Genomic DNA, 12109 nt, shown 5'->3' on the forward strand with positions numbered 1-12109 from the left:
CCGGCGACTTCTTAGCCCGGACGGCCCCCTGGCCACCGTCCTGGTGAGCGCCCCGCCGCGCCCCTCCCAATAATCGGAACCCATAGTTCCGTCACAGGAGGCCTCCGTGAACACGCTCTCCGGCCGCCGGACCCGCACCCTGGCCGCCACCACTGTGAGCGCCGCACTCGTCCTCGTGGCCGGCTGCACGTCGAGCGGCAGCGGCGGCAGCGGCTCGAAGACCGCCGCCGGTGGCGTCGAACTCGTCAAGGCCGGTCAGCTCACCACGTGCACCCACCTGCCGTACCCGCCGTTCCAGTCCGAGATCGACGGCAAGGTGCAGGGCTTCGACGTCTCCCTCGTCGACCTGGTCGCCAAGAACCTCGGCGTGAAGCAGACGATCCTCGACACCCCCTTCGAGAACTTCAAGACCGGCGCCTTCCTCAACGCCGACGAGTGCGACCTCGCCGCCGCCGGCATGACCATCACCGCCGAGCGCAAGAAGAACGTCGACTTCTCCGACCCCTACTTCGACGCCACCCAGGCCGTCCTCGTGGACAGGAAGAGCGGCCTGACCTCGCTCGCGGACGTCAGGGCCAAGGGCCGGAAGCTGGGCGCCCAGGCACAGACCACCGGTGAGGACTACGCCAAGAAGCAGGGCTTCGACCCCGTCTCCTTCGAGTCCTCCGACGCCGTCCTCAACGGCCTGCGCACCGGCCAGGTCCAGGCCGTCATCATCGACTACCCGGTCGTCCAGGGCTGGCTGAGGACCAAGGCCAACGCCGACGCGTTCAAGGTCGTCGGCAACCTCAACACCGGTGAGCAGTACGGCTTCACGGTCAAGAAGGGCAACACCCGACTCCTCGCCGCGATCAACAGGGCCATCAAGGACGCGAAGGCCGACGGCACCTACAAGAAGCTCTACGAGAAGTGGATCGGCCCCTACGACGCCTCGGCCGCCTCCCCGTCGGCCTCATGACCGGCGCCCCGGCACAACCCCGACTCCAGCCCAGGAGAAAGGGGTTGAGCAGACGGCAGCGGCGCAGGCTGTCCCGAGGCGTGCAGTACGCCGTCTTCGCCGCCGTCGTGATCGTCTTCGCGGTCACCGCCGACTGGGGCCGCCTGAGGAACCAGTTCGCGCAGGGGAGCATCGCCCGGCAGATGTTCCCGGACGTCATCACGCTGGCCCTGAAGAACACGGTGCTGTACACCCTGTCCGGCTTCGTGTTCGGTCTCGTCCTCGGCATGGCCGTCGCGCTGATGCGCCTGTCGTCCGTGGGGCCCTACCGCTGGCTCGCCGGGGTCTACATCGAGATCTTCCGCGGCCTGCCCGCCCTGCTGATCTTCATCTTCGTCGGCGTCGCCGTCCCGCTCGCGTTCCCGGGCACGGAGATCGTCGGCGGTACCTACGGCAAGGTCGCCCTCGCGCTCGGCCTGGTGTCGGCCGCGTACATGGCGGAGACGATCCGCGCGGGCATCCAGGCCGTGCCCACAGGGCAGTTGGAGGCGGCCCGCTCGCTCGGCTTCTCGCAGGCGCGGGCCATGGTGTCGATCGTCGTCCCGCAGGCCTTCCGGATCATCCTCCCGCCGCTGACCAACGAACTCGTCCTCCTCTTCAAGGACTCCTCCCTGGTCCTGTTCCTCGGCGTCACCCTGGAGGAACGCGAACTCTCCAAATACGGCAGGGACCTGGCGAGTACGACGGCCAACTCCACGCCGATCCTGGTGGCCGGCCTGTGCTACCTCCTGGTGACGATCCCGCTGAGCTTCGTCGTCCGGCGGATGGAGACCAGGACGGGGGAGGCGATCCGATGACCGGTACCCCGGAGATCCACGTACAGGGCCTGCACAAGTCGTTCGGCGCCGACGAGGTGCTGCGCGGCATCGACCTGGAGATCGCGCAGGGCGAGGTCGTCTGCGTCATCGGCCCCTCGGGCTCCGGCAAGTCGACCCTCCTGCGCTGCGTGAACCTGCTCGAAGAACCCACCGCCGGGCGGGTGTTCGTCGGCGGCACCGAGATCACCGACCCCGATGTCGACATCGACGCCGTACGCCGCCGTATCGGCATGGTCTTCCAGCAGTTCAACCTCTTCCCGCACCTGACCGTCACCGAGAACCTCACCCTCCCGCAGCGCCGCGTCCTGCGCCGCGACAAGGCGCGGGCCGCCGGGGTCGCCGCCGACAACCTCCGCCGCGTCGGCCTCTCCGAGAAGGCCGACGCCCACCCCGCGTCCCTCTCCGGCGGGCAGCAGCAACGCGTCGCCATCGCACGGGCGTTGGCGATGGACCCCGAGGTCATGCTGTTCGACGAACCCACGTCGGCGCTCGACCCCGAACTGGTCGGAGACGTGCTCGCGGTCATGCGGATGCTCGCCAACGAGGGCATGACGATGATGGTCGTGACGCACGAGATGACGTTCGCGCGCGAGGTGGCGGACCGGGTCGTGTTCATGGACGCGGGCGTGATCATCGAGGAGGGCACCCCGCACCAGGTCATCACCACCCCACGGCACGACCGCACCCGCCACTTCCTGTCCCGTCTGCTGGATCCCGCGATGGCCGAGGTGCAGGACGAGGACGGCGCGCCCTGAAGGAGCGCGGGCCCGACCAGCCACAACGGACCCGCATCCGACGAACTATCGTGCGTCCCATGAGCGATCAACCGGTGCTGCACATGAAGGGCCGAGTCCTGGCGGGCCCCGAGGACGTCCGCGACGAACTCTGGGTGATCGACGGCCGCATCACCTACGACCGGCCGGCCCACGGACGCGACATCCGGACGGTGGACGGCTGGGCGCTCCCCGGCCTGGTCGACGCCCACTGCCACGTCGGCCTGGGCACGCACGGCCCCGTGGACGCCGGCACCGCCGAGCAACAGGCCCTCACCGACCGGGACACCGGCACGCTCCTGCTCCGCGACGCCGGCTCGCCCTCGGACACCCGCTGGATCGACGACCGCGACGACCTCCCGAAGATCATCCGCGCCGGCCGGCACATCGCCCGCACCCGCCGCTACATCCGCAACTTCGCCCACGAGATCGAACCGGACGAACTCGTCGCCTACGTCGCCCAGGAGGCCCGGCGCGGCGACGGCTGGGTCAAGCTGGTCGGCGACTGGATCGACCGCGACCTCGGCGACCTGTCGGCGTGCTGGCCGCGCGACGCGGTGGAGGCGGCCATCGCGGAGGCCCACCGCCTCGGCGCCCGCGTCACCGCGCACTGCTTCGCACAGGACGCGCTGCGCGACCTGGTCGAGGCCGGTATCGACTGCATCGAGCACGCGACCGGCCTCACCGAGGAGCTGATCCCGCTGTTCGCCGCGCGGGGCGTCGCGATCGTCCCGACCCTCGTCAACATCGCGACCTTCCCGAAGCTCGCCGCCGACGGCGACGCCAAGTTCCCCCGCTGGTCGGCCCACATGCGGCGACTGTACGAGCGGCGCTACGACACCGTGCGCGCCGCCTACGACGCCGGAGTGCCGGTCTACGTCGGCACCGACGCCGGAGGCTCCCTCGCCCACGGCCTGGTCGCGGCGGAGGTCGCCGAACTCGTCACCGCCGGAATCCCCGCCGTGGAGGCGCTGTCGGCGACCGCGTGGGGGGCACGGGAGTGGCTCGGGCGGCCCGGGATCGAGGAGGGCGCGCCGGCGGACTTCGTCGTGTACGAGACGGACCCGCGCGCCGATGTGCGCGTGCTCGCGTCGCCGCGTCGGGTGGTGCTGAACGGGCTGGTGGTCGAATAGCCGCCAGGTGATTCGAATGCGTTCACGGAAAACCCACGATGGGGTGAAGTGACGCCGGATCGCTGACGGTTCACCCCTCGTGAGCAATTCTTACCGGGTCCCAAGCATGTCTCTTCTGGGGGTCCCACACCTTGAACGGCACCAACTTCCGCATGCCCGCACGCCGTTGGGCCACCGTGGCCACGGTGACCGCCCTCGCCGCCGGTCCGGTGGCGCTGGCCGGCGCCGGCTCCGCCCACGCGACCACCGACCAAGGGCGCGCGAGCGCCGTCGTGCTCCGTACCGGGCTCGACGTCTCCCTGCTCAACAAGACCGTGGACGTCCCGCTCGCGGTCTCCCTCAACGAGGTCCACGCCCCGCAGAGTGCCGAGAAGACCGCGCTCACCGCCCAGTTGGACGGGGTGAACGGCGGACAGCCCTTCAGCGTGCTCGCCGCGGACGTCGCCACGGCGAAGGCGACGGTCTCCGCGACGAAGGCCGAGGGATACACGAACCTCGCCCATGCCCGGCTCCACGTTCCCGGCCTTCCGCTGCTCTCGCTCATCGAGATCGACGCCGTCACCTCGAAGGCGACGTGCGAGGCGGGGAAGGCGCCGGTCGCCACGTCGCACCTGCCGGGGGCGGTGACGGTGCTCGGCAAGCGGATCACGGTCACCGCCAGCGGCCCCACGGAGGTTCAGGTGCCCGGGGTCGGCTCCGTCAGCCTCGACCTGTCCAAGACGTCGACCACGTCCCGTACGGCCGCCGCGACCGCGCTCGAACTCAAGGTGTCCGTCAACCCGTTGAAGCTGAACGTGGCGGACGTCGAGGGCACGGTGACACTGGCCCAGGCCACCTGCGAGACGCCGAGGACCGCCTCCGTGACGCCGCCGTCCGCCGAGCCCGCGCCGGACGTGAAGCCCCAAGGAGCGCCTGCGGAGGCGGGGTTGGCCGAGACCGGGGGCAGCTCCACGACGCCGTACATCGCGGGCGCGGCGGTGGTGCTGCTCGCGGCGGGAGGAGCGGCGGTGCTGATGACACGCCGCCGCCGCGGCTGAGCCGACCGCATTCCCGCCCCTCACCGGCCCGTCAGCGTCACCGCCTGGTCCAGGGCCTGGAGGAAACGGTTCACGGTCGCCCGGTCCCGGACGGCGAGCCGTAGCCACTGGTCGTCCAGCCCCGGGAACGTGTCCCCCCGGCGGACGGCGAAGCCCAGGTCGCGGAGGTGGCGGCGGACGGCCGTCGCGTGAGGGACCCGGACCAGCACGAAGGGCGCCTCGGCGGGTTCCGTGACGCGGAGGCCGTCGGGGGCGAACTCCGCGAGACCGGCGACGAGATGGGCCCGGTCGGCGGTGACGCGGTGGGCGGCGTGCGCGGCCTCCGCGAGAGCCTGCGCGTCCATGCAGGCCTCCGCCGCGGCGAGCGCGGGCGTGGAGACCGGCCACAGCGGCTGGACCCGCTCCAGCTCGGCGATGGTCTCGGGGGCGGCCAGGACGTACCCGATCCGCAGCCCCGCGAGACCCCAGGTCTTGGTGAGGCTGCGGAGGACGACGAGGCCGGGGATGTCGGTCCGGCCGGCCAGGGCCTCCCGCTCGCCCGGCACCGCGTCCATGAACGCCTCGTCGACCACCAGCGTCCGCCCGGGACGCGCGAGTTGAGCGAGGGCGGCGGCGGGATGCAGGACGGACGTCGGGTTCGTCGGGTTGCCGACCAGCACCAGGTCCGCGTCCTCCGATACGGCCCCCGGGGTCAGCCGGAACCCGTCCGCCTCCCGCAGCAGCACCCGCTCCACCGTGTGCCCCGCGTCCCGCAGGGCCGCCTCCGGCTCGGTGAACTGCGGGTGCACCACCACCGGCTGACGGACCTTCAGGGCACGGGCGAGCAGGACGAAGGCCTCGGCGGCGCCCGCCGTCAGCAGGACGTGTTCCACCGGCAGCCCGTGCCGCGCCGCGACCGCCGCCCGCGCCGCCCGCCCGTCCGGGTAGGCGGCGAGGCCGGTGAGCGAGCCGGCTATCCGCTCGCGCAGCCAGGCGGGGGGCGTGTCCGCGCGGACGTTCACCGCGAGATCGGTCAACAGGGCGCCGTCGTCCAGGACTTCGGCGTCACCGTGATGACGCAGGTCGTGCGCCCTGTCCGTCGGACCGTGGACTCTGTCAGTGTGCATGGGCGTGCCCACCGTGATGGTGGTGCCCGTGGTCGTGACCGTCGTCGTCCGGATGGAAGTGCGGCTGCTGCGGCTGCCCCACCTTGTCCTCGAAGCCGGGCAGCGCGATCCGGTACACGCACGAGTCGCAGTTCATCCGCAGATCACCCTTCACCGCCTCCCGGTACCGCTCCATCACCAGGTCGAGCAACTCCGGCTCGGGGCCGATGACCTCGGCCGACCGCACCTCGACGTCCGGGTGCGCCGCCGCCCAGCCCTCCGTCTGCTGCCGCACCCGGTCCGGCAGGATCCCGGTGAACAGGAAGTAGGGCAGGACGACGATCCGTCGCGCGCCCAGCTTCACACACCGGTCAAGACCGCTCGGCACGTCCGGTGCCGCGAGGGACACGAACGCCGGCTCCACGCCCGCGTATCCGCGTCCCTCCCACAGCAGCCGCGCCGCCTTGTGCACCTCGGCGTTGGCGTCCGGGTCCGTCGAGCCGCGGCCCACCAGCAGCACGGTCACGTCGGCCCGGTCGGCGGGGGTGCGCGCCGAGGCACCGAGCGCCTCGTCGAGCCGCCGCTCCAGCACGTTCAGCAGCGCCGGGTGCGGGCCCAGCGGACGGCCGTAGGTGTACGAGATGCCGTCGTGCCGCTCCTTCTCCCGGGCCAGCGCCGCCGGGATGTCCCCCTTGGCGTGCCCGGCGGACACCAGCATCAGCGGTACGGCGGCGAACCGGCGCACCCCGCGTTCCACCAGCTCGGTCACCGCGTCGCCCAGCGGCGGCGGCGACAGCTCGATGAACCCGCCCGCGACGGGCAGTTCGGGGTGACGGCGGCCCAACTCCCTTACGAAGGCCCGGAACGCCTCGGCTCCGGCCTCGTCCCGGGTGCCGTGTCCGGCGATGAGCAGGGCGGGCGGGGGGGTGGTCACGATGTCTCCTCAGGATCTGGAACGGGGTGGTACAGCAGGGCGTTGAGGGCCGCCGAGGCGACCGCCGAACCGCCCTTCTCGGACACGTTGCTCACGGCGGGCAGCCCGCTCTCGCGCAGCGCGGCCTTGGACTCGACCGCGCCGACGAAGCCGACGGGCAGTCCGATCACGAGCACGGGGGAGGCGTCCAGCCGCAGCAGCTCCTCCAGGGCGGTCGGCGCGTTGCCGATCACCCACAGGGCGCCGGGCCCGACCTCCTCGTGGGCGAGCCGGATCGCGTGCGCCGAACGGGTCAGCCCGGGGCCGGCCTCGGCGTCCCGGAGCCGGCAGACGGTGTCGCGCCGGGTGATGCCGGCGGCGACCATCTCCACGTCCACGACGACCGGCGCCCCGGCGTGCAGCGCGCGGTGCGCGGTCGCCAACTCGTCCTCGTCCAGGACGAGATCGGACGCGTAGTCGAGGTCGGCGGCGGAGTGCACGACCCGCTCCACGACCGCGCGGGTGAGCGGCGGGAAGTGCGAGGTGTCGAGGCGGGCGCGCAGCCGCCGGTAGGACTCCAGCTCGATCGGATGGATCACCCGGTCCACGGAACTCACTTCGCCACCTCCCGTGACTCCTGCGAGGCCTGCCAGCGGTACCCGCGCGGCGTCACCATGCGCCCCGCGATGTCCCGGGTGGCCGTGTTGCCCACGGTCACGACCGTCATCATGTCGACCGTCGCCGGATCCAGCGCGGCCAGGGTGGTGAGCCGGCTGGACCCGTCGGGGCGCGACGCGTTCCGTACGACACCGACCGGTGTCCCCGGCTCCCGGTGCCCGGCGAGGATCGCGAGGGCCTTCGGGAGCTGCCAGTCCCGGCCCCGGCTACGCGGGTTGTAGAACGTCACCACGATGTCCGCCTCCGCCGCCGCCCGCACCCGGCGCTCGATGACCTCCCACGGCGTGTGCAGGTCGGAGAGGCTGATGGAGACGTGGTCGTGGCCGAGCGGCGCCCCGAGGATCGCGGCGGCGGCCAGCGCGGCGGTCACACCCGGGACTCCGACCACGTCGATGTCGTCGGACGCCTCCGCGAGCGCGGGCGAGGCCATCGCGTAGACCCCGGCGTCCCCGCTGCCGATCAGCGCGACCGCCTGCCCCTTGCGCGCCTCGGCTACGGCGGTACGGGCCCGTTCCTCCTCGGCGCCGAGTCCCGACTCCAGGACCACGGTCCCCGGCCGGAGCAGATCCCGGATCTGGTCGACGTACTGGTCGAGCCCCACCAGCACGGCGGCGCGCCGGAGTTCGGCCTTCGCACGCGGGGTGAGCAGATCCCGGGCGCCGGGCCCGAGCCCGACCACCGCGAGCCGCCCGCGCGCGACCCGTCGTACGACAGCGCAGGTCGCCATGGCCGGTTGTCCGTCCGCGCGCTCCGACTTCCGCTTCGGGACGAGGAGTTCACCCCCGCCCAGGAGCGCGGCGGCCTCCGCCACCGACGGCGTGCCCACGGCGGCCAGGGGCGCGTCCGAGGGGTTGGGCACCTCTACGGCGGCCAGTTCCTCGGCCGAGTACGTCACCAGCGGCACCCCCAGCCGGCTCGCCGCCCCGACGATGCCGGGCTCGTCCGACTTGGCGTCCACGGTGGCGAGTTCGGCGAGGGACGCGAGGGACAGCCCCGCGTCCCGCACCGCGCTCTCGACGAGCCCGAGCACCTCGTCCACCGGCGCGCCCTTGGAGGCGCCGACCCCGACGACAAGGGAGGGCGGTCGCAGCACGACCTCCCGCGCGGCGGGCTCGACGGCGCGGTCGGTGACCCGGACGACGTACGCGCCGCCCTCGTCCGACACCCGCAGCGGCGGCAGCGGCCACGCCAACTCGGCTTCCAGGGCGACCGGTTCACCGTCGAGCAGGGCCCGTGAGACGCCGGCGACATCGCCCTCCACGGGGAACCCGAGGGTGTCGAGGCCGGGTACGTCCACCGCGTCCGTCGCCGTCGTCACCACCGGCTGGGCGGCGAGCAACTCGCCCACCTCCAGCGCGAGTCCGTTGGCACCGCCGCCGTGCCCGCCGACCAGCGACACGGCGAACCGGCCGCCCTCGTCGACGCACACGACCCCCGGGTCGGTCCGCTTGTCGCCCAGCAGCGGGGCGATCAGCCGGACGACGGCTCCGGTGGCGAGGAAACACACGAGCTGCTCGCACTCCGCGAACGCGGCCCGGACGGCGTCCGCCACGGGACCCTCGTAGACACGCGTACGGTCCGGCCACGCGGCGGCCAGCCGGTCCCGCGCACCCGCGCCCGCCGCGGTGGCGGAGATGAGGCCGATCACAGAGCAACTCCTTCTGGAGACACGGGGGTCCGGACCTGGAGCTGGTCCGGGGTTCGGATCCCCCACAGCAGAAAAACGGGATTGGTCGCCGCGAGCCGGGTCACGTCACCCGGCAGCGGCGCGAGCCGGGACGACTGCAGCAGCACCCCGTCGACCGCGAGTCCGGCCGCCGAGAGAGCCTCCCGCACGGCCGGCACCCGGTCGAGCGCGGCCATCGCGACGACCACGGTCCGCCGGGCCCGCCGCGCGCACGCGGTGACGATGGCGGGCAGTTCGCGCCCGCCCCCGCCGACGAACACGGCGTCGGGATCGTCCAGATCGGACAGCACGGTCGGCGCCGACCCGTGCACGGTGTGCACGTCGACGCCGTGCGCCTCGGCGTTGGCGCGGATCCGCTCGACACCGTCCCGGGTCTTCTCGACGGCGCTGACGGCGGCGCCGAGCCGCGCGCACTCCACGGCCACGGACCCGGAGCCCGAGCCGACGTCCCAGACCAGCTCGCCGAGCCGCGGCCCGAGCCGGGCCAGCGCCAGCGCCCGTACCTCGAACTTGGTGATCATCGAGTCCCGGTGCTCGAACTCCCGCTCGTCCAGCGCCCATCGGGCGGGTCCGGCGGCGGCCCCGGCGACCGTCCGCACGGCACCGGGCGCCCGCGTCCCGTCCAGGCACAGCACCACGCTCACGGCCGTACCCCAGTCCCGGGCTGCGGCCTCGGCGGGCGTGACCCGGTCGACCCGCTCCTCACCGGAACCGAGCGCGGAGGCGACGACGAGGACGCGTCCGGCGGCCCGGTGGGTGAGCGCGGCGCCCAGTTCGGCGGGTCCGGCGCCCGGGCCGGTCAGCACGGCGACCTTGGGGTGCGCACGGCACGCGTTGACGGCCGTACGCAGATCGCGGCCGTGCGCGCTGACCACGACCGCGTCGTCCCAGGTCAGCCCGATCCTGGCGAAGGCGGTGGCCACCGAGGAGACACCGGGGCGTACGTCGAGCAGGTCACTGGAGAACCGTTCCGCCAGAGCCCGGACGATCCCGAAGAACCCGGGGTCGCCCGAGGCCAGCACGACGACCGGCTCGCCTTTCCCGACGTAGGCCTCGATGGTGTCGAGCGCGGGCGCGAGCGGGCCGAGGACGATCTGCTCGGCGCCCTCCGGGACGGTGACGGCGGCGAGGTGGCGCCGGCCGCCGACGACCAGCCGGGCACCGGCGAGCACGTCCTCCGCGAGGGGAGCCCCGGTCCCCGTCCCGGCGACCGTGATCACGTGCTCGCACCCCGGGAACGCAGGGCCCTGCGGGCCTCCGGGTCGGCCTTGCGATAGCCGTGGAAGTGACCCGGGTGGTAGAGGTGCGAGCGGGTGCCGTGGGCGTCGAGCGCCGGGCCGACCAGGAAGAGCGTGTGTTTCCAGAGCTTGTGCTCCTTGACCGTCTCCTCCAGCGTGCCGACCGTGCACTTCACGACCAGCTCCTCCGGCCAGGTCGCCTGGTAGGCGACGACGACCGGGGTGTCCGTCGGATAGCCGCCCTCCAGCAGCTCCCGCACCAGCTGCCCGCTGCGGGCCGCCGACAGGAAGATCGCCATGGTCGTGCCGTGCCGCGCGAACTCCCGTACCTCCTCGCCGGGCGGCATCGGTGTCTTGCCGCCGCCGAGCCGGGTCAGCACGACCGACTGCGCGACCTCGGGGATCGTCAGCTCGCGCTGCGCGAGCGCGGCGACGGCGGAGAACGCGGAGACACCGGGGACGATCTCGGTCGCGATGCCGAGCGCGGCACACCGGTCCACCTGCTCCTGTGTACCGCCCCAGAGGGCCGGATCGCCGGAGTGGATGCGCGCGACGCGCAGCCCCTCGGCGTGGGCCCGCTCGTAGACGGCGACGACGTCCTCCAGGGACATCGTGGCGGAGTCCAGGATCTCGGCGCCCTCGCGCGCGTGGTCGAGGACCTCGGCCTGCACCAGGCTGGCCGCCCAGATCACGACATCGGCCTCGGCGATGGCGCGCGCGGCACGGAAGGTCAGCAGGTCGGCGGCGCCGGGGCCGGCGCCGACGAAGGTCACCTTGCCGGTGGGGGAATCGGCATCGGCCATGGGGCTGGGTCCTCTCAAGCGGAACAGATCGAACAAACGGGACGGACGGGATGGACGGGGCGTGGGGAGCGTGGGGAACGTCAATGCGAGGGGGGCGGAAGTGGGCCAGGATGTGCGCGAACAGGGGTTGATCGGATAGCAAGGGGACTATGGCGGTCTTCGTCGCGCTCGGCGCGTTCCTGATGACGCTGGCCGGCGGCTGGACGGCACAGCGCGTGACCGACCGCCGCCATCTCGTCCTGGGCCTGGCCGGCGGCCTGATGCTGGGCGTGGTCGGCCTCGACCTGCTCCCCGAGGCACTGCACGCGGTGGGCCGCGAGGTCTTCGGCGTACCGGCCGCCCTGCTGCTCTTCGTGGCCGGCTTCCTCGTGGCCCATCTGGTCGAACGCCTGCTCGCCGCCCGCCAGGCCTCGCACGGCGCCGAGGAGACCGTCCACGTCGCTCCGCCTCCGGGCGCTCGACCGCTCGGCACCGACGCGCCCCCCAGCCTTCGCGACGGCCGCGCGCCCGAGGTGGGCCTCACGGCGGCCTCCGCGATGGTCGGCCACAGCTTCATGGACGGGGTCGCGATCGGCGCCGCCTTCCAGGTGGGCGGCGGCATGGGCACGGCGGTCGCGCTCGCGGTCGTCGCCCATGACTTCGCGGACGGCTTCAACACGTACACGATCACGAGTCTGTACGGCAACGCCCGCCGCAAGGCCATCGCGATGCTGTTCGCGGACGCGGCGGCCCCGGTGGCGGGCGCCGCCTCGACGGCCTTCCTCACCATCCCCGAGGCGCTGCTCGGCGGCTATCTCGGCTTCTTCGGCGGTGTGCTCCTCTACCTCGCCGCCGCGGAGATCCTCCCCGAGGCCCACCACGAACACCCCGCACCCGCGACCCTGCTGTGCACGGTCGCGGGAGCGGCGTTCATCTGGCTGGTGGTCGGCCTCGCGGCGGCCTGATCC

At 73.0% G+C, this 12109-nt stretch carries 12 protein-coding genes; 6 read left to right on the forward strand and 6 right to left on the reverse strand.

Going from position 1 to position 12109, the window contains the following annotated elements:
- The first annotated feature begins 106 nt into the window (after positions 1 to 106).
- The 5 genes from ACIPTO_RS26035 (at position 107) to ACIPTO_RS26055 (ending at position 4758) form a co-directional block, all read left to right on the forward strand.
- Positions 107 to 958, forward strand: coding sequence for a transporter substrate-binding domain-containing protein (locus ACIPTO_RS26035; protein ID WP_366319369.1), 852 nt, complete (start codon positions 107 to 109; stop codon positions 956 to 958).
- Positions 955 to 1794 (forward strand): amino acid ABC transporter permease, encoded by an 840-nt coding sequence (locus ACIPTO_RS26040; protein ID WP_366319367.1) that lies wholly within the window; start codon positions 955 to 957, stop codon positions 1792 to 1794. Before ACIPTO_RS26035 ends, ACIPTO_RS26040 begins: the two co-directional genes overlap by 4 nt.
- Positions 1791 to 2570: an amino acid ABC transporter ATP-binding protein gene (locus ACIPTO_RS26045; RefSeq protein WP_366319365.1), complete on the forward strand. Its 780-nt coding sequence runs from the start codon at positions 1791 to 1793 to the stop codon at positions 2568 to 2570. Before ACIPTO_RS26040 ends, ACIPTO_RS26045 begins: the two co-directional genes overlap by 4 nt.
- A gap of 59 nt (positions 2571 to 2629) precedes the next feature.
- Positions 2630 to 3721: an amidohydrolase family protein gene (locus tag ACIPTO_RS26050; RefSeq protein WP_401196011.1), complete on the forward strand. Its 1092-nt coding sequence runs from the start codon at positions 2630 to 2632 to the stop codon at positions 3719 to 3721.
- 131 nt (positions 3722 to 3852) lie between these two features.
- Complete coding sequence (locus tag ACIPTO_RS26055; protein WP_401196013.1) at positions 3853 to 4758, forward strand: SCO1860 family LAETG-anchored protein; 906 nt, start codon at positions 3853 to 3855, stop codon at positions 4756 to 4758.
- Between the two features lie 20 nt (positions 4759 to 4778).
- On the opposite strand, the gene cobC is transcribed toward ACIPTO_RS26055, so the two are convergent.
- The 6 genes from cobC to cobM are packed head-to-tail and all read right to left on the reverse strand — an operon-like array spanning position 4779 to position 11162.
- Positions 4779 to 5864: an Rv2231c family pyridoxal phosphate-dependent protein CobC gene (gene cobC / locus ACIPTO_RS26060; RefSeq protein WP_401196016.1), complete on the reverse strand. Its 1086-nt coding sequence runs from the start codon at positions 5862 to 5864 to the stop codon at positions 4779 to 4781.
- Entirely contained in the window at positions 5854 to 6777 is a 924-nt protein-coding gene (locus tag ACIPTO_RS26065; RefSeq protein WP_366319357.1) for a sirohydrochlorin chelatase, read from the reverse strand. Before ACIPTO_RS26065 ends, cobC begins: the two co-directional genes overlap by 11 nt.
- Positions 6774 to 7364 (reverse strand): precorrin-8X methylmutase, encoded by a 591-nt coding sequence (locus tag ACIPTO_RS26070; protein WP_366319977.1) that lies wholly within the window; start codon positions 7362 to 7364, stop codon positions 6774 to 6776. The genes ACIPTO_RS26065 and ACIPTO_RS26070 overlap by 4 nt, the downstream gene beginning before the upstream one ends.
- 5 nt (positions 7365 to 7369) lie before the next feature.
- Positions 7370 to 9082 (reverse strand): precorrin-3B C(17)-methyltransferase, encoded by a 1713-nt coding sequence (gene cobJ, locus ACIPTO_RS26075; RefSeq protein ID WP_401196019.1) that lies wholly within the window; start codon positions 9080 to 9082, stop codon positions 7370 to 7372.
- Positions 9079 to 10341, reverse strand: coding sequence for a precorrin-6y C5,15-methyltransferase (decarboxylating) subunit CbiE (gene cbiE / locus ACIPTO_RS26080; RefSeq protein WP_401196021.1), 1263 nt, complete (start codon positions 10339 to 10341; stop codon positions 9079 to 9081). Before cbiE ends, cobJ begins: the two co-directional genes overlap by 4 nt.
- Positions 10338 to 11162, reverse strand: a complete 825-nt coding sequence (gene cobM, locus ACIPTO_RS26085; protein WP_366319351.1) for a precorrin-4 C(11)-methyltransferase — start codon at positions 11160 to 11162, stop codon at positions 10338 to 10340. The genes cbiE and cobM overlap by 4 nt, the downstream gene beginning before the upstream one ends.
- A 149-nt stretch (positions 11163 to 11311) precedes the next feature.
- Here cobM and ACIPTO_RS26090 point away from each other — a divergent pair, with 149 nt between their 5' ends.
- On the forward strand, positions 11312 to 12106 hold the full coding sequence (locus tag ACIPTO_RS26090; RefSeq protein ID WP_401196024.1) for a ZIP family metal transporter: 795 nt from the start codon (positions 11312 to 11314) through the stop codon (positions 12104 to 12106).
- Positions 12107 to 12109 lie beyond the last annotated feature (3 nt).

The organism is Streptomyces sp. NPDC090083 (assembly GCF_044747445.1).
Classification (GTDB): Bacteria; Actinomycetota; Actinomycetes; order Streptomycetales; family Streptomycetaceae; genus Streptomyces.